This window comes from Roseibium sp. FZY0029 (assembly GCF_036350355.1).
Taxonomy (GTDB): Bacteria; Pseudomonadota; Alphaproteobacteria; order Rhizobiales; family Stappiaceae; genus Roseibium.
In genome coordinates, this window is sequence record NZ_JAZDVZ010000001.1 from 793,305 (window position 1) to 808,627 (window position 15,323).

A 15,323-nucleotide genomic window follows, 5' to 3' on the forward strand; every position below is an offset into this window, starting at 1 on the left:
AATGCCCGTTTGAATGGAGGCTGGTCGGGCGTTATCTGTTAGCGTGGCCTCAAAGCACCGGTAGAGCCGGCGCGTCTTCATAACTGCGGTTCAAGAGATGTTCATAAGCGTCTTCGACATTTTCAAAATCGGCATCGGGCCGTCCAGTTCTCATACGGTGGGGCCGATGGTTGCCGTTCACCGCTACCTTGACCGGGTGCGGGGCCTGTCAGGTGCGGAGAGCCGTGCGACACGCCTGACCGTGATCTTGCACGGGTCACTGGCATTCACCGGCAAGGGGCACGCCACGGACAAGGCCGTGTGTCTCGGACTGCTTGGTGCCCGTCCCGACTCCATCGACCCGGACCAGGTCGAGCCCATGCTGGAAGAGCTGGAGCAGACCAAAAGGCTGAAGATCGACGGGCTGCCCGAGCTGGCTTTCGAACCGTCGCGAGACGTCATTTTCGATTATGGCCCGCCGCTCGATCTTCATGCCAACGGCATGACCTTTCACCTGCTTGATGCGGCCGGCTCGGTCATCGACACCTTCGTCTATTATTCCATCGGTGGCGGCTTTGTGGTCAGCGAATCCGAGCTGCGCAAGACCAGCAATGAACCGGTCAACGAACTTGCCAAGCAGGATGTGCCCTTTCCCTTTGCCAGCGCGAAGCAGATGCTGGAGATGGGCCGGGAATCAGAGCTCTCCATTGCCGAGATGAAGCTGCGAAACGAATGCAGCGACAAACCCCAGGCTGAAGTGGAAGAAGGCATCGACCGGCTATGGTCGGCCATGGATTCCTGCATCAACCGGGGTATCTCGCAGACCGGCATCCTGCCAGGCGGCTTGAAGGTCAAACGCCGGGCCGCAGATATCTATCAGAAACTCATCCGCGAAGGCCGCACCAACCCGCCCTTCGAGCATAACGTGGTTGACTGGCTCGGCGTTTACGCCATGGCCGTGAACGAGGAAAACGCGGCCGGGGGCCGTGTCGTAACGGCGCCGACCAATGGGGCTGCCGGAGTTATACCCGCCGTGACCCGCTATTACCTCGACCACTGTCCCGGGGCCGACCAGGCCGGCATCCGCACCTTTCTGCTGACGGCAGCGGCCGTCGGCGGCATCATCAAGGCAAATGCCTCGATCTCGGGAGCCGAAGTCGGGTGCCAGGGGGAAGTCGGTTCGGCCTCCGCGATGGCTGCCGCAGGTCTTTGCGCAGCCCTTGGCGGCACCAACGAGCAGATCGAGAATGCGGCGGAAATCGCCCTGGAACACCACCTCGGCATGACCTGCGATCCGATCGCGGGACTCGTGCAGGTTCCCTGTATCGAGCGCAATGCCCTCGGCGCGGTCAAGGCTGTCACGGCTGCCTCCCTCGCGCTGCGCGGCGATGGCTCTCATTTCGTGCCGCTGGATGGCTGCATCGAGACAATGCGCCAGACTGGGATGGACATGATGGAGCAATACAAGGAAACGTCCAAAGGCGGACTGGCCGTCAATATCGTCGAATGCTGATCCGCAGGTTTCCCCATGGCGTAAACACGGGGACTGCCTAAGGCATGCCCGGCGGCACTAGCCATCCGCCGGACCTCTCCTTCAAGGGGCCGACATGACAGTTTACATCACCCCGTTTTTCGCGGGCCTGCTGACACTCTTTTATATCGCGCTGAGCGTCCGGGTGATCGGTGTGCGCAACAGCGAACGCATCGGTCTGGGTGACGGTGGTCACGGCGGGCTGCAGAGGCGCATGCGCGCCCATGGCAACTTTGCCGAATATGCCCCGCTCGCCCTGCTTCTGATGTTGATGCTGGAGCTGACGGGCACCACACCGTGGCTGCTCTGGGCCCTCGGTCTGGCGTTACTCGTCGGCCGGACCCTGCACGCCTACAGCGTCAGCCAAGAGCCGGAGCCACTGAGGTTCCGGATCGCTGGTATGGGATTGACGTTCACCGTTCTTGCCGCTGCGGCGCTCATACTGATGCTGCAATCGGCAGGCTGGATCTTGAGCGTCTGATCAGATCTGCTGCAGCCGTGTCTTGTGCGCATGGGCAATGTGAAGCCGGGCAGCGGCTTCCGCGGCCGCACAGTCCCCCCGGGAAATCGCATCGACAATGGCGGCATGTTCCTCCACCGCTGTCTCGCGCCGCTCGGGCGTGTCCAGCGTGGTGCCCGCCATCAGGATGAGCGACAGGCGCAGGTGGTCGATCTGGTCGACCAGATAGCGGTTGTGCGAAGCCAGGCACAGACGGCGGTGAAACTCGCGGTTGGAGCGCACCAGACTGTCCTTGTCCGCGATGCGCTGGCGGTCCGCGGTGACGAGATCCTGCAGGATCTCCACTTCCGGCTTGGATGCATGTTTGGCGGCAAGCCCGGCTGCGGTTCCTTCCAGAACTTCCCGCATGAAATAGACTTCGTTGATCTGGCCATGATCCAGTGTCGGCACGACCATGCCGCGGTTGGGTTCATGTACGGCAAGGCCCTGCGCCTCCAGCCGTTTCAACCCTTCGCGGATCGGCGTTCTGGACACGCCAAACTCTTCCGCCAGATCCGCCTCGCGCAAGCGGTCCCCGGGTTTCAAGACCCGCTCTTCGATGAGGCCGATCAGCCGCTGGTAGATTTCAGATCCGTTCATGATGTCTGGTTAGCGGCAAGCACGGGCTGGTGCAAGCAAATGCAGATGCGGCGCGCGCCTTGTGTACGAGCCTTCGCGACTGTTCATTTGCCGGGCTGATAGAGTTTGCCGCCGACGACAGGCTGACTGACGCCGGTCGTTCCCGGAAAGGTGGTCGGCAGAGAGGCTTTCAGACGCGCGCCCAGAAACGCCATTGCCTGGGCTTCCAGAGCGTCTCCGTCAATGCGGTATTCGTCTGCTGAAACGACCCGTCCCTTCAGGCGTTCCGACAGGGCCTTCATCAGAACCGGATTGTGCCGGCCGCCACCGCAGACCAGCCAGAGCTTCGGTGCCTGCGGCAAGAGCTGTTCCGATGCTGCAATCGCTTCTGCGGTGAAGGCAAGCAGCGTTGCTGCACCGTCCTCAAGGGTGAGGCCTTCGGCAAACGCACCGGAGAAGCTGTAGCGGTCGAGAGACTTCGGGCCCGGTTCGGACAGGAACGGATGGGTCAATGCCGTGCGCAGCCGATCTTCATCGACCGTTCCCCTGGCCGAAATCTCGCCGCCTGCGTCATAGTCACCAGCACCATGTTTGTGGATCCAGTCATCCAGAAACGCGTTGCCCGGGCCAATGTCGAAGGCGAGCAGCTTGTCGCCCTCGATATAGGTGAGGTTGGAAACACCGCCGATATTCAGGAAACAAAGCGGTTCCAGGCGTTCGCCGACCAACGTCTTGGCGAGCGCCTGGTGATAGACGGGCACAAGCGGTGCCCCCTGCCCTCCAGCGGCCATATCGGCCAGACGCACATCGCCGATCACCGGCACGTTGAGATCCGTTGCCAGCGACTGCGGATCACCCAGTTGCACCGTTTCACCCTTTGCCGGGTCATGCCACACGGTCTGACCGTGAAACACCACAGCGTCGGGCGACAGGCCATGCTGTGCCAGAAAGGCCAGGATCGCCTCGGCATGATCGCGGGTAACGGCTGCGGCAATCTCCGGCCAGGTCTCCCGCCCGGATCCCTTGCGCGCAGCCGCATCCAGCACGCGGCGCCTGGTATCGGGCCGATAGCTGACTGTTTCCGCCGGACCGAAGCGGTCGACCGTCCGGCCGTCGGTCTCGATCCAGGCCAGATCGATGCCGTCGGCGGACGTGCCGGAGATGGTACCCAGTATGGAGTAGGTGCCGCTCACATGCTGTCCTGAACTGCCTTCAGACCGGCTTCAGCGATGTCGAACATCTCGTTCACCTGTGCCTCTGTGATGATCAGCGGCGGACAGAACGCCATGGCATCCAGCATGTTGCGCGAAATCAGTCCCTTTTCGTGGAACATTGCGTTGGTCTTTGCCCCCAGCGCTCCGGGCGTTGCCGCGAGCGCTTCATGCGTGAGTTCCGCCGCACCGATCAACCCGATCCCGCGGGTTTCGATCACCAGCGGGTTTTCCGCTAGACCGGCAAGACGCTTCTGGAAGGTTGGCGCAATGGCTTTGACGTGGCCGACCAGATCGCGCTCCTCGATGATCTTCAGGTTCTCCAGCGCAACGGCAGCGGCAACCGGGTGCCCGCTGCCAGTGTAGCCGTGGCCGAGCACGCCGATCTTGTGGCTTTCGTCCGCAATCGGCTGATAGACCTTGTCGTTGATCAGCAGCGCGGAAATCGGCTGGTAGGACGACGACAACGCTTTGGAGAGCGTCATCATGTCCGGCTGGAGGTTGTAGGTTTGCGTGCCGAACATATTGCCGGTCCGGCCGAACCCGCAGATGACCTCATCGGCGACGAACAAAATGTCATATTTCTTCAGGACCGGCTGAACAGCTTCCCAGTATCCGTCCGGCGGCACGACAACACCGCCTGCGCCCATCACCGGCTCGGCAAAAAAGGCCGCGATCGTTTCCGGGCCTTCCGACAGAATCAGGTCTTCGAGGTCCTGTGCACATCGCTTTGCGAAATCCGCCTCGCTTTCACCATCCTTTTTCATGGTGCGGTAATGCGGAGAGGTGGTGTGCAGGATCTGCGGCAGCGGCAGGTCGAACGAGCGGTGGTTGTTGGGCAGGCCCGTGAGACTGGCGGAAGCGATAGTCACGCCATGGTAGCCGCGCATGCGCGAGATGATCTTCTTGCGTTCCGGCTGACCAAGGGCGTTCGACCGGTACCAGATCAGCTTGATTGCCGTGTCGTTGGCTTCCGATCCGGAGTTGGTGAAATAGGCCTTCGACATCGGCACGGGCGCCATCTCGACCAGCTTTTCCGCAAGTTCGATGGAGGGTCCGTGGGTCTTGTAGGTGAAGGTGTGGTAGTAGGGCAGCTTCTCCATCTGCCGGACAGCGGCCTCCACCAGGCGCTTTTCCCCAAAGCCGACGGCAACGCTCCACAGACCGGCCATGCCTTCGATGTAACGCTTGCCGTTGATATCCTCGACATAAATGCCATCGCCCTTGTCGATCACCAGTGCGCCCGTTTCTTCCTGACGACGGGCGTCGGCGTAGGAATGGAGCTGAAATGCGGTATCGCGGGCTTCAAGGGAATTCGGCAGCTGTGCCATGGAGGGTCTCGTCTCAAATGCGGTTGGAAAGATCGGGCCGCAGGCGACTCGAAAGCTCCTGCGCGGTGCGGCACACGGTAGGCCATAGCCTGACAAAATTGAAGAGATTGCTTTGAGGAATTTCCCTGCTGACGGAACGCGAAACGGCGGGTGCCTGTCTCCATCGTCAAGGCATCCGACAAGCGGCAGAACGCTTCTTTGTGTGTGAGGGCCGTCACATGGCTGCAGGACGTTGCCGAGCTATTGACCGGCGGTCCGCTGAAACGGACGCATAACCGGTCGAAGCTCCCCACAAGCAGGTGGCCGGTACGCACGTCGGGCGGGAGCAGAAAGCTTCCGCCCGTACGCCTATTCCAGGTGATTGATTGCGCAACAATCATTCAGTCTGTCGCGGAAATCCCGCTGTGCTCCCGCACCGCTTCGTTCGCCGTCCAGAGCGCTACCTCCAGTTCCTGCACGCGGCCCCTGATGGCAACCGCCTCCAGACGCGGCGGCCTTGCCAGCACCTCTCGGAGTGTGTCGCCTGTTGCTGTCTGGCGCGTTGCGGTCTTGGCTGCCGTGGTCAGGGCCGTGGAAAGGACGATCGAGGCGCCGCGTGACTTGCCGACCTCCATCAGCCTGCTGGCGACGTTGACGCAATCGCCGGTCGCGGCGATCTGCTGCTGATTTTCATGGCCAAGCCGCGACAGCACCACCGGACCGTAATGGCCGCCGAGACGTACCTCGCGAATATCGGCATTCAGGCCGGATGTCTTGATCCAGTCGTGCACCGCGCCAACAAGATCGAACGCACAGCGGCAGGCGTCCTCCGCGTCCCGGGGGGCGGCATCCGGAATGCCGAAACCGATCATGGCGCCGTCGCCCATGAAATCCAGAACCAGCCCCCTGTTGCGAGCCGCCTCGTTGACCACCAGCGTATGAAAGGCCTTCAAGACATCGCGGGTGCGCGCAGGGCCCAGTTTTTCCGAAAGCGTGGTGTATCCGGCCAGGTCAATAAACAGGATCGCGACGGGCTGCTCTCGCGGGACTTGCAGAAAACCGGGATCATCGGCAATGCGCCGGGCAAGATCGGGGGCCTGAAACCGGCTGAGGGCCTCACGGGCGGCCATGAGGCGGCGCACCCGAAACCAATCGAAGCCTTCGCGCAGCACAGCCAGGGCGACGACCGGCGGCACGCTTGCCGCAAACGGTAAGGCTGCATTCAGCCAGATGCCCTGGTTGAACGCGATGACCGTGGCCGTCAGCCAGCCCAGAAGAAGCAGCAGATAGACTATGGTTGCGCTGGCCAGCGGCAGAAACACGATGAGGGCCATGCCAAGCAGCGTGAGGGAGACGGCGGCAATTGCATCGCAGAGGCGGACCTGGCTGTCGCGCAGCAGCACCGAACCGTCCAGCAGGTTGGCTATCCCCGTGGACAGCACCTCCACACCGGGCAGGATCGGGTCGAACGGCGTGGAAAAGCGGTCTCCAACAGCCGACGCCGTCACGCCGAGCAGCACCAGATGCCCTTCAAGGGCGACCTTGGCGGCAGCAGGGTCTTCGAGAAGCAATTGTGCGCTGATGGTTCTGATCGTGCCGCCCTTGCCGTAATAGTTGAGCGACTGCTGCCAGTGCAGATCCAGAGGCTGCACCCGCCCGCCGATCCGGATGCCTTCGGCCGTGACCGACGGCGGCGCCCCCAGGAACTTGCCGACAGCCTGCATGCCGAATGACGGGGCAAGGCCCTGTCCTGTCTTGAAAATGAGAGGAATATGACGCGGTGTGCCACCGGCATCTGTCGCGACATTGACAAGCCCCACGCTGGCAGCTTCAGAAAAGGCCTCATAGGGTCGCAGTTCGGTTTCTGGGGCGGGCACCAGAACCTCGGCGGCTTGTTCAAGCGGAAACTGACCCCCGGCCGCGATAACCGTGGGCAGCGAAGCAAGCGCCCTTGCCAGACCGGCGTCGGCAGCCTCATCCGATTTGCCAATCAGCAGGATGTCGACGGCCAGAGCTTTCGCACCGGCGTCCCGTATCCCCTCAACAAGCGCTGTCAGAAAATTTCTGCCGACCGGATATTGCCCCACAGCCGTGACGGTCTTGTCGTCAATGGCCACGATGACCACGTCCTGCGGCGCTTCACGCGGCCCCTTTATCAGGATGCGAAGATCCAGCAGCACCGTTTCCAGGCGGTCCAGCACGCTTGCCTGTCCGCCGATATGGCTCTGCGCCAGCCCGCCCGCCCAGATGGCGCCTGCCAGCATCAGCAGGGCCACAAGACAGGCATAGAGCTTCAGCTTCATTGACCGAAACGGGCCAGCAGCCCAGCAGCCCTTTCCGCCGACCAGGTGACTGGAGCAAAAGGCAGCCCTGGGGCAACGTCCGCACCTTCGCCGGCGGCCAGCAACACCGTATCTGAGCCGTCTGGTCGGGACACCGAAACATGACCGCGCACAACGAAGACGGAGGTCCGTTCCGCTCCGACGTCAACTGCATAGATCGTGCCGCGCACTGCAGCGATGGCGTGGGGTGTGCGCACCTGGAAGGGACCGCTACCGGGTTCGACCTCAATCAGCATCGCGTCGGCATCAAGATCGACCTCTGCCGGGCGCGCTGCACCGACGATGGTGTCGATGTTGAAGGCAGATGCGGCTTCGGCTTCGATCACGAGACCGTTCTCGCACTGAAAGACGATCCTTGGCGGGTCCTGGACTTGCGTCCGCTCGCAGCCGGTCACATCTTGCGCCATGGCCGTGGCCGATGCTGCGAACATCAACCCGACCAGGGTTAAGGCCAGTTTCAGTCGTCTTTTTGACATTGCATTTCCGATAGGTTTGTCAGGTTCGGGTAGGGCTTCATTGTCAAATATCACCTTGGTATGACATGGCAACCGTTGTAACCAACGTTCTGTTGTTGCGCTTATCATGCAAGAAAGAGAGACCATGGCCGCCGACGAGAGTTTGAACAAAGAAAAGCTCCTTGGACAGAGCTTTATTTTTGAAGCCCTGGACGAGCAGAGCCGAAAGGATCTGGCCGCTTTCGCCCATGTCAAGCGCTACACCGCCGGTGACGCCATCTTTGAAATGGGCACGCCGGGGCAGAGCATGATGGCGATTGCGGAAGGCTCGGTGCGTATCACCATGCCGACACCCAGCGCCCGCGATGTCACTTTGTCGGAACTGCATCCGGGAGATATTTTTGGTGAAATCGCCCTGCTCGATGGCGGCGAACGCTCTGCGAACGTCAGGGCTCTGACCAACTGCAAGCTCGTCGTGCTCGAACGGCGGTCGCTTCTTGAGGTTCTCAATCGTGACCCGGCCCTTTCCATCCGCCTGATCGAATTGCTTTGCAAACGGGTGCGCAGGTCGGACGAGAGGATGATGGAAATCGGTTTTCTCGGCCTGCCTGAACGCCTTGCCCGCCTGTTGCTTCGCATCACGGTCACGGCGCCCGGCAGCGAAGCGAAGCCGTTGACCAAACTGTCGCTTTCCCAATCGGAGATTGCCGAAATGATTGGCAATACGCGCGAAACCGTGAATCGGTGCCTGCGCAAGTTCCAGAAAGCGAACCTGATCGACCTGAAGGACGGTTGGCTGATCATTCTCGATCGGGATGGTCTGGAGGATGTCGCCGACTTCGTCTGAGCCTTTCCAGGACGCTGCCACACCTCAAGCCTCGTTTCCTGCCTCCTCGTCAGACAGGCCCTGCGAGGGCTGTGTCTCCTGTCACAGGTTCCAGCGAACGATCTCTCCTACGTAGGGGGTACCGGCGAACACCGCTTCGCCATCACCAGGCAAAGGAAGCCCCCAATGTTCAAGAAAACCCTCTTTACCGCCGTTGCTGCTGCAGCTCTGGCAACCACAACCTTCGCTCCGGCAGCCTTTGCCGGAGGCCATGGCAAAAATCATGGCCGCGACTATCAACATCCGTGGGCTTTCGGCGCGCGTGATGCGGCCGTGACGCGTCACATCGACTGGTGCCTGGGCCACTACAATTCCTATCGTGCGTCCGACAACACGTTCCTGTCGGGTCAGGGTGCCCGTCTGCAGTGTTCCTCGCCTTTCATCAGCCGCTGACGGAGAACAGGACAGGACGCATTTCCGGGTGAGGCAGGCACAGCACGAAACGTGTCTGCCAGGCCTGCCTCGCCGGAATGCTCCCCTGCCCGCCCGGATCCAATGCCGTGCTGCCGGAGACCAGTTCGCACAGGCGCTCGCCGGCAAAAGCTTGTTCTTCCAACCAAATCGGTCCTGAAGCAGGGTCAAAACGAATGAATGTTACCGAGATGGACGGCCTGAGATTCTTTTTACGGAAACAGCAAATACGCCTTGTTTTGAACACGGTTTCAACTTAGGTATAGGCAATCGATATTGTTTGTCGAACTTTGTGACTGCGCGGTTTACCGCGTTCTGAACGATCTTCCCATCAACGTCGACCTAACCGCGCCGCCCCGCACAAAGTGAGGCGCGCAAACTACCATGACCGATTGTAAGGAAATCGTTATGCCTGTAGGTACCGTAAAATTCTTCAACACCACCAAAGGCTTCGGCTTCATTCAGCCGGAAGATGGCGCGTCTGACGTATTCGTGCACATCTCCGCTGTTGAGCGCGCTGGCATGCGCAGCCTGGTCGAAGGCCAGAAGGTAAGCTTCGAAGTTGTCCAGGACCGCCGCTCCGGCAAGTCCGCTGCTGACAACCTTCAGGAAGTCTAATTCCGCATCCAACTCTGTCCGGTGACCACGGATGTACTGGCACCGGATGGCAGGATGAATAGAAAAGGCCGGGGTAACTCCCGGCCTTTTTGCATTTCAAGCAAATCGCGTTTAACCGGAAAAATCCTGCATCGCTTCTTGGGTTGAAATCTCCGATTTCAGTCAGCAAAAAGCGATCATGAAAAAACGCGACATGCTCTAGACCACCATTGACCGGTTGGAGATTCGCAGATGACTTCGTCCCAGGAAAAAGAAAACCCGCTTCGCACGCGGCGGGAAACCGCGGAAAGCAAAGCGGAAACGACCCGGCGCATTGCACGCGAAATCAATGAGGCAGAAGCATCGGCACGCGATGCCAAGACGGCCCGGCTGAAAGCAGCAAGACTGGCAAACCAGGCCCAGGAAACCACGGCAACCGATACAGCCAAGGGCAAAGCGGCCAAGGCGAAGCCACGTAAGCGCAGCGCCCCCAAGGCCTGACAGGCGCAGGCTCCCTCTTCCTTCACCAGACACCCAAGCCGGCATTGCCGGCAAGGTGAAAAACGGGCGCTCAGGAAGGGCGGTCTCTATCGGTATCCGCCTTCGCGGCTTGGCCCCCAGACCCCAGGTTCAAGCCCAGGTCCGTATCCATGGACTGCTCTAAGACCGTCGCGCGTTCCATGATCAGCGCAGGTTCATTGCAGCCGGGCAAGAGCTCGAAGTCCACCTGCTTCACAACTGCAAATCCCAGAGATCCATAAAAAGCGATCGCGCTCTTGCAGGCGCACAGTACGGTGACCTGAAGACGCTCTGCGCTTAAACCCGAACACAGAATGTGCCGGATCAATCTGCGTCCGATCCCCGATCTCTGCACTGCCTGGCTGATGTAACAGCCCCAGACATAGGCAACAGAATCGCGAGCCGCGTAGAGGCAGCTTCCAACGATCTGCTTCCCGCGAAACGCAAGAACCACCCGCTCGTCAACTGAAGGCAGAATGCCGCCCAGACCATCGTCCTCAAGGGTCGCGATCAACGCGGAGGTTGTGTCGGCACCCAACTCTTCGACATAGGTTTCCCGCCAGCAAGTCGCGAGAAAGGATCGCAGGTGCCATCTGGGAAAGCCGACTGACTGGCCGGTCTTGCAATCAAACTCAACCAGTTCCAGCACGTCGGGTTCCTGCTCCATCGCAAAAATGACAGGCGAGGAATACATCTTCTCGTGCTCAGGCGGAACCGGTTTCTCGCCCTGGAGCGTGTCGCGATTAACGCGATTTGCCCTAGCGGCGGCTTGAACCGAATGTTTTTTCAAGAAGAGCCGAGTTGGAACCGGGCGCGGCTGCACTGACTGCCTCAAGCTGGTCCTGCGTGGTCATGCGCTCATACGCTTCCCCATCGGACTGAATGCGATATTGCGGCAGGCCATCGCGGGCGGGCAATCTGCCTGTCACGCGGTACGTCAGACCTGACGTACTCTTGCCGCCGAATACATTTTTCAGACGCACAGCCTGCCCTATCCGGAAACTGTGGTCCGGAGAGCCGCCTGAAGCGTTGTCTGTGCTGGTGTTAGTGACCGTCTTTCTGGTCATGATAATCAGGTATCCTTTGTTTTGAAGAATTCGTCGGCGGAGATCCGCCATGTGAAGCAACGGTATCGTCTGATACGTCTGACCGGCTGCTCAACCGGAGAGCGGGCCAATGCTTCTGCAAACTGATTTGATCCGATGAAGCCTCATGCGCGACGGCAAGCAGCAGATATCAGCGCCTTAAAATGTGCGAGGACCGTTTCTTGCGGCCACAAATGTTTTGGAACGTCGCAGCCCAAAGCACGCACACCAACGTTGCAAATTGCACTTATGAACTTTGTATTTTCATGAAAAAATAAGCGAATGGGTGAATTTTTATTTTTTATGCGCTTACTTATCTTTCAGACAGGATACACAATTCACGGTAATAATCAAACAGCAAAATATTTTTCTGATTTTTATTTCAATGAATTCTTTTTGAAGAAGCCGGATTGGCATGCTTTCGGTCGTCGACTTTGCCTTGCAAGGCATGAACGGTTCACAGCAAGCTGTTTCCGTCACCGGATGGCAACGAAGCCCCGGCGGACGAACGCAACTGATGCGAAGACGAAAAATCAGACATGATCTGTTGGAGAGAGAAGGCGCAGGCAGACAAAGCTTGAGCGCAGTGCACTTAAGTGCAAGCAGGTCAAATACAGATTTTTGTGGGAATGGCGCACCGGGGAGGATTCGAACCCCCGACCCCCAGATTCGTAGTCTGGTGCTCTATCCAGCTGAGCTACCGGTGCGTATTTGCGAAGAACTTGTCATCTCGGTTGACCCTGACGATGACCGGTCTTGGCGCTGCGGGGCGTCTTGTGTGCCCCGGACAGGGCGCTTACCTACTGCGGTCCGGAGGGGATTGCAAGAACCTTTTTGAACTTTTTTTCAAGGAACTGTCACACAGTTCCGAAAGCCGCAAAATTCCGCAAGTCTTAGCGGTGAATAAGTTCGCCCCCTCACTTACGGCTTGCGGTCGGGAACCTCGAAACAGAAACAAGTGCCGGTCTGATTGTCTTCCAGTCTCACCGATCCGCCATGGGCCTTGAGCAGTTCGGCGACAATCGCCAGCCCCAGACCGATGCCGCCGTTCTTCGAGCCGCTGTGAAAGGCCCTGAACAGCGCCTTGCGGATGTTGTCCGGAATGCCCGGCCCGGTGTCCGAGACCCGGACACGAACGCATGTGCCCTCACGCTCTGCCTCGACGGTGATCCGGCGCACGAGGGTTTCGTCCTTTTCCGCCTCCAGCGCCTGGAACGCGTTGCGGACAAGGTTGAGCAGGACACGGAAGATCTGTTCCGGATCAGCGTCGATCTCGATGTCCGCCGGCACCTTGTTATCGAAGCGCACGGTCGCATGGTCCACCAGCCCCAGAACATCCGCGACGTCGTCACCGACCCGCCGCAGCGCCAGCAACCGGCGTTGCGGCGCCCGTTCCTGGGCCTTGCCGTAGGACATCACCGCCTGGGTATAGCCCACTGCCCGGTCGAGCGTTGCCAGGATCTTGGGCGCGAGGCGTTTGACGGTCGGATCCGGCACATGCTCCAGGCGCTCCAGAAACAGTTGTGCAGAGGCCAGCAGGTTGCGCAGGTCGTGGTTGATCTTCGAAACGGCCAGGCCAAGGTCAGCGAGCCTCTGCTTTTGGTGAAGTGCTCTGGACAGAGCCTCCTCCATGCCTGCAAGGCGTATTTCCGCGTCACCCAGTTCGTCCCGGCGGCCGGAGATCGGCATGATGCGAGACGCGTCTTCCGGGCTTTCGGCAAAGCGTTCCATGGAGCACGTCAGGCGGCGCAGCGGCCGGATGAACAATGCGCGAAGGGTGATGTAGACAAGACTGGCGGTGATGATCGAAATCACCAGCGACAAGCCAAGGATGCGGCCCGAGAATGCAAGCATGTCCTTCTGCAGCAGGCGCACCGGCAGGACAACGTCCACATGCTCGGTGTGGCCCATCTGACCGACGCCGATGATCCGCATGGCGCCGTCGCCCCGATAGGTGAGGATCTCGAAACTGTGCCGGATCGCCGACCATGGGGTGACCTCGGCCATATCGACGACGAAATCCATCTCTGACGGCACGTTGCTCATGGCAATGAGGCTGCGGCGCGCGCCTTCGTCGAGCGAAATGGCAAGGGCACCGGTCGCGCGCAGCAGCTCTTCCTGAAGCCGCGGCGCGATGGTGTTGGTTTCGGCCAGCACGGAAGCTGCCACACCGGCGGTGGTCAGCCGATCCATGAGCCAGGTGTTTCTGTAATTGGCAATCGAGGGCACATAGATGAGGACTTCCGCCAGCATGACGAAGAGCACAGTCATCAACAGAAGCTTGCCCGACAGGCCGCCGAACCGGTATTGCCCGAAGCTCTCGCCGCGTGACACGGGCGTGGCGTCGAGCTCCTGCGGGACAACCGACCCTTGCGGTGCACCCTCATGTTTCATGTCACGTCTTTCCAAATTCCAAGGCCCCGGCCCCGCAAAGCGATGGCACCACGGCTCCTCTCAAGCCGGCTGTGCCGACGGTTACCCGAACAGGCGCAGGAAACCGATCGCTGAGCGCAGCCAAGCATTTTTGGGCGCTTCCGCATAGTAAGAAATTGCCGCACGGCGCACCAGTTCTCCCAATGTGGGATAGGGGGCGATGAATCCGGCAAGATCTTTCATGGTCATCTTCTGCGACAGGGCGAGCGACAGGAGATTGATAACCTCCCCTGCCTGGGCGCCGACAATATCCGCGCCAAGCAGCCTGCCGCGCGGTCCCGCGATCAGTTTCAGGCGCCCCCTGGTGAGGCCTTCGGCCTGGGCTCTGTCATTGCCGTCATAGTCCGCCGTCAGAACCTTGACCCTGCTGCCGTAGCGCGCCCTGGCCTCAGATTCGGACAGGCCGACATGACCGAGTTCCGGTGAGGTGTAGGTCACCCAGGGAACGATGTCGTCGTTCATGGAAACCGGCAGGCGGAACAGGAGGGAGCGAATCACGAGCCCGGCCTGGTAGCCGGCGACATGGGTGAACTGCAGCCCGCCGGCAATATCGCCGATGGCATAGACACGCCGGTTGCTCGTGCGCAGTCCCTTGTCGACCGCAATGCCCTTTCGGTCATGGTCGATCCCGGCTTCATCGAGCCCTAGCCCTTCGACGTTGGGCGCGCGGCCTGTCGCGACCAGAAGATGGGAGGCCTCGATCGTAACCGGCTTTCCGTCGGCGTCCTTTGCGCCGATCACAAGGCCCGTGCCAGATCGGCTCACCTGCTCGACGGCCGTTTGCTCCAGAATCCGGATGCCCTCGGCACGCAAAGTGTCCAGCACGACGGCCGCCAGGTCCGGATCATCCTTGCCGAGAGCCTTCTGCGCTTCGAAGACGGTCACCCTGGACCCGAGGCGCCGATGGGCCTGTGCCATTTCAAGGCCGATCGGCCCGCCGCCGATGATCGCCAGATGGTCCGGCCGCTCGCGCAGCTGAAACAGCGTCTCGTTGGTCAGAAAAGGAACGTCTTCCAGACCGGGGATGGGCGGAATGAAGGCCGAAGAGCCGGTTGCGACGACGAAACGCCGTGCCTTGATCCGGACTGCCCCGGCCAGCACCTCGTCAGGGCTTGTGAACCTTGCCGCCTCGCGCAGAACGGTGACGCCAAGACCCTCGAAGCGTTCCTGGGAATCATGCGGCGCGATGGCGGCGATGACCTTGCGAACGTGATCGTTCGCACTGGCGAAATCGACCTCCCGCCGCCCGCCATGCACACCGAAGCGCTGTTCGGATTGCTGCGCATGCGCGGCTTTGGCGGCTGCCAGCAGTGCCTTGGACGGCACGCAGCCGTAATTGAGGCAGTCGCCGCCCATCAGCCCCCTTTCAATCAACACCACGTCGACACCGAAGGCTGCCGCAGCAGCGGCAACGGAGAGGCCCGCCGATCCAGCGCCGATCACGCAAATATCCGGGGTCAGTATATCGGCCATGGCAGGCTCCAGG

Annotated in this window: 16 protein-coding genes and 1 tRNA gene; 6 read left to right on the forward strand and 11 right to left on the reverse strand. The window is 60.5% G+C overall.

Annotated features, from left to right (window positions below):
• The first annotated feature begins 97 nt into the window (after positions 1-97).
• Positions 98-1,492: an L-serine ammonia-lyase gene (locus V1T76_RS03625; RefSeq protein ID WP_330559240.1), complete on the forward strand. Its 1,395-nt coding sequence runs from the start codon at positions 98-100 to the stop codon at positions 1,490-1,492.
• A 94-nt stretch (positions 1,493-1,586) separates the two neighbouring features.
• Positions 1,587-1,991: an MAPEG family protein gene (locus V1T76_RS03630; protein ID WP_330559241.1), complete on the forward strand. Its 405-nt coding sequence runs from the start codon at positions 1,587-1,589 to the stop codon at positions 1,989-1,991.
• Here V1T76_RS03630 and V1T76_RS03635 read toward each other — a convergent pair whose 3' ends face one another.
• From V1T76_RS03635 to V1T76_RS03655, 5 genes are all read right to left on the reverse strand, one after another.
• Positions 1,992-2,609, reverse strand: a complete 618-nt coding sequence (locus V1T76_RS03635; RefSeq protein ID WP_330559242.1) for a GntR family transcriptional regulator — start codon at positions 2,607-2,609, stop codon at positions 1,992-1,994. It lies immediately after the preceding gene.
• Positions 2,610-2,692: 83 nt separating this feature from the next.
• Complete coding sequence (locus V1T76_RS03640; protein ID WP_330559243.1) at positions 2,693-3,781, reverse strand: anhydro-N-acetylmuramic acid kinase; 1,089 nt, start codon at positions 3,779-3,781, stop codon at positions 2,693-2,695.
• Entirely contained in the window at positions 3,778-5,130 is a 1,353-nt protein-coding gene (locus tag V1T76_RS03645) for an aspartate aminotransferase family protein (protein ID WP_330559244.1), read from the reverse strand. The genes V1T76_RS03640 and V1T76_RS03645 overlap by 4 nt, the downstream gene beginning before the upstream one ends.
• A 380-nt stretch (positions 5,131-5,510) precedes the next feature.
• Complete coding sequence (locus V1T76_RS03650; protein ID WP_330559245.1) at positions 5,511-7,412, reverse strand: CHASE2 domain-containing protein; 1,902 nt, start codon at positions 7,410-7,412, stop codon at positions 5,511-5,513.
• Positions 7,409-7,927 carry a FecR family protein gene (locus V1T76_RS03655; RefSeq protein WP_330559246.1) on the reverse strand — a complete coding sequence of 173 codons (519 nt, stop codon included), beginning with the start codon at positions 7,925-7,927 and terminating at the stop codon, positions 7,409-7,411. Before V1T76_RS03655 ends, V1T76_RS03650 begins: the two co-directional genes overlap by 4 nt.
• 124 nt (positions 7,928-8,051) lie before the next feature.
• Between V1T76_RS03655 and V1T76_RS03660 the strand changes: the two genes are divergently transcribed.
• The gene (locus tag V1T76_RS03660; RefSeq protein ID WP_330559247.1) at positions 8,052-8,753 is read left to right on the forward strand and encodes a Crp/Fnr family transcriptional regulator; all 702 of its coding nucleotides are present in this window, start codon (positions 8,052-8,054) and stop codon (positions 8,751-8,753) included.
• 165 nt (positions 8,754-8,918) lie between these two features.
• Positions 8,919-9,185 carry a BA14K family protein gene (locus tag V1T76_RS03665; protein ID WP_330559248.1) on the forward strand — a complete coding sequence of 89 codons (267 nt, stop codon included), beginning with the start codon at positions 8,919-8,921 and terminating at the stop codon, positions 9,183-9,185.
• Here the strand turns inward: V1T76_RS03665 and V1T76_RS03670 are convergent.
• Positions 9,175-9,348 carry a hypothetical protein gene (locus V1T76_RS03670; RefSeq protein ID WP_330559249.1) on the reverse strand — a complete coding sequence of 58 codons (174 nt, stop codon included), beginning with the start codon at positions 9,346-9,348 and terminating at the stop codon, positions 9,175-9,177. The genes V1T76_RS03665 and V1T76_RS03670 overlap by 11 nt on opposite strands.
• A gap of 263 nt (positions 9,349-9,611) precedes the next feature.
• On the opposite strand from V1T76_RS03670, the gene V1T76_RS03675 reads away from it, so the two are divergent.
• Both V1T76_RS03675 and V1T76_RS03680 read left to right on the forward strand, forming a co-directional pair.
• Entirely contained in the window at positions 9,612-9,821 is a 210-nt protein-coding gene (locus V1T76_RS03675; protein WP_006934282.1) for a cold-shock protein, read from the forward strand.
• A gap of 231 nt (positions 9,822-10,052) precedes the next feature.
• Positions 10,053-10,301, forward strand: a complete 249-nt coding sequence (locus tag V1T76_RS03680; RefSeq protein WP_330559250.1) for a hypothetical protein — start codon at positions 10,053-10,055, stop codon at positions 10,299-10,301.
• 70 nt (positions 10,302-10,371) lie between these two features.
• Here the strand turns inward: V1T76_RS03680 and V1T76_RS03685 are convergent, their stop codons facing one another.
• From V1T76_RS03685 to V1T76_RS03705, 5 genes are all read right to left on the reverse strand, one after another.
• Positions 10,372-11,142, reverse strand: a complete 771-nt coding sequence (locus V1T76_RS03685) for a GNAT family N-acetyltransferase (RefSeq protein ID WP_330559251.1) — start codon at positions 11,140-11,142, stop codon at positions 10,372-10,374.
• Positions 11,078-11,386, reverse strand: coding sequence for a hypothetical protein (locus V1T76_RS03690; RefSeq protein WP_050789366.1), 309 nt, complete (start codon positions 11,384-11,386; stop codon positions 11,078-11,080). Before V1T76_RS03690 ends, V1T76_RS03685 begins: the two co-directional genes overlap by 65 nt.
• Before the next feature lie 648 nt (positions 11,387-12,034).
• Positions 12,035-12,111 (reverse strand) — tRNA-Arg (locus tag V1T76_RS03695).
• Positions 12,112-12,325: 214 nt separating this feature from the next.
• Entirely contained in the window at positions 12,326-13,798 is a 1,473-nt protein-coding gene (locus V1T76_RS03700; protein WP_330559252.1) for a sensor histidine kinase, read from the reverse strand.
• Between the two features lie 81 nt (positions 13,799-13,879).
• Positions 13,880-15,310, reverse strand: a complete 1,431-nt coding sequence (locus V1T76_RS03705) for a dihydrolipoyl dehydrogenase family protein (protein WP_330559253.1) — start codon at positions 15,308-15,310, stop codon at positions 13,880-13,882.
• Positions 15,311-15,323 lie beyond the last annotated feature (13 nt).

Bases quoted from the DNA above. Each gene is read 5' to 3' on its own strand.
- V1T76_RS03625 (WP_330559240.1), top strand. From the start codon at position 98: ATGTTCATAAGCGTCTTCGACATTTTCAAAATCGGCATCGGGCCGTCC.
- V1T76_RS03630 (WP_330559241.1), top strand. From the start codon at position 1,587: ATGACAGTTTACATCACCCCGTTTTTCGCGGGCCTGCTGACACTCTTT.
- V1T76_RS03635 (WP_330559242.1), bottom strand. From the start codon at position 2,609: ATGAACGGATCTGAAATCTACCAGCGGCTGATCGGCCTCATCGAAGAG.
- V1T76_RS03645 (WP_330559244.1), bottom strand. From the start codon at position 5,130: ATGGCACAGCTGCCGAATTCCCTTGAAGCCCGCGATACCGCATTTCAG.
- V1T76_RS03650 (WP_330559245.1), bottom strand. From the start codon at position 7,412: ATGAAGCTGAAGCTCTATGCCTGTCTTGTGGCCCTGCTGATGCTGGCA.
- V1T76_RS03655 (WP_330559246.1), bottom strand. From the start codon at position 7,927: ATGTCAAAAAGACGACTGAAACTGGCCTTAACCCTGGTCGGGTTGATG.
- V1T76_RS03660 (WP_330559247.1), top strand. From the start codon at position 8,052: ATGGCCGCCGACGAGAGTTTGAACAAAGAAAAGCTCCTTGGACAGAGC.
- V1T76_RS03665 (WP_330559248.1), top strand. From the start codon at position 8,919: ATGTTCAAGAAAACCCTCTTTACCGCCGTTGCTGCTGCAGCTCTGGCA.
- V1T76_RS03675 (WP_006934282.1), top strand. From the start codon at position 9,612: ATGCCTGTAGGTACCGTAAAATTCTTCAACACCACCAAAGGCTTCGGC.
- V1T76_RS03680 (WP_330559250.1), top strand. From the start codon at position 10,053: ATGACTTCGTCCCAGGAAAAAGAAAACCCGCTTCGCACGCGGCGGGAA.
- V1T76_RS03690 (WP_050789366.1), bottom strand. From the start codon at position 11,386: ATGACCAGAAAGACGGTCACTAACACCAGCACAGACAACGCTTCAGGC.
- V1T76_RS03700 (WP_330559252.1), bottom strand. From the start codon at position 13,798: ATGAAACATGAGGGTGCACCGCAAGGGTCGGTTGTCCCGCAGGAGCTC.
- V1T76_RS03705 (WP_330559253.1), bottom strand. From the start codon at position 15,310: ATGGCCGATATACTGACCCCGGATATTTGCGTGATCGGCGCTGGATCG.